This is a genomic window from Winogradskyella psychrotolerans RS-3 (genome assembly GCF_000427335.1).
Classification (GTDB): Bacteria; Bacteroidota; Bacteroidia; order Flavobacteriales; family Flavobacteriaceae; genus Winogradskyella; species Winogradskyella psychrotolerans.
Genome location: NZ_ATMR01000059.1, coordinates 1 through 635, shown reverse-complemented (window position 1 = coordinate 635; position 635 = coordinate 1). Strand labels below are relative to the sequence as shown.

Sequence of the window (635 nt, the reverse complement as noted above, 5' to 3'; positions counted from 1 at the left end):
AGAGGAGTGATTATTTTTTATAGCCAAGGGCGAAAGCCCTTGGTAAAAACAATGAACATAACAAGATTTTGGCGGTATTGTTGCTTTTTTTTCTGCAACAATGCTGACAAAATCCCTTCGAATCAGATTTTAACAAAACTAAACAGCCATAAACGAGAATTGGATACCCCAAAGCAAAATTCTATGCTTTGAGGTATCCAATACGTACTAATAGGAATGTAATTAATTTACAATCCAGCCAAGTTCTCTTTGGCAAGTTCAAAATCAGGATTAACAGCCAATGCTGCTTCGAAAGCGGTTTTTGGCTTTCAGCAACACTTCCTTGATCTTTATAGATCAATCCTTTAAGGTTTTCGGCTGCAGCCACCATACTTACTTCCTGCATCTCATTGTTCTCTCCTTTCGGGAAGTTCAAATTTTTGCTCTGCGGCTTTACTGTCCTTAATCAACATGTTAACTGAATTAAGGCCTTCATCATATTCTTTAAAGTATATTGAAGGTACCCAGCTTTATACAAGCTAAACAAGTCACCTGACAATAAATGAAGTGACTCGAAATGTGGCAATGCACGTTCTAATGCGCCCAATTGCTCAAGAGAGAATGCAGCCACTTCTAAGGCCGTCAAACTTTGTCAT

Annotated in this window: 1 protein-coding gene; it reads right to left on the bottom strand. The window is 38.3% G+C overall.

Going from position 1 to position 635, the window contains the following annotated elements; genetic code table 11:
* Positions 1 to 181: 181 nt before the first annotated feature.
* The gene (locus ADIWIN_RS20800; protein WP_200859790.1) at positions 182 to 415 is read right to left on the bottom strand and encodes a hypothetical protein; all 234 of its coding nucleotides are present in this window, start codon (positions 413 to 415) and stop codon (positions 182 to 184) included.
* Between the last annotated feature and the right edge of the window lie 220 nt (positions 416 to 635).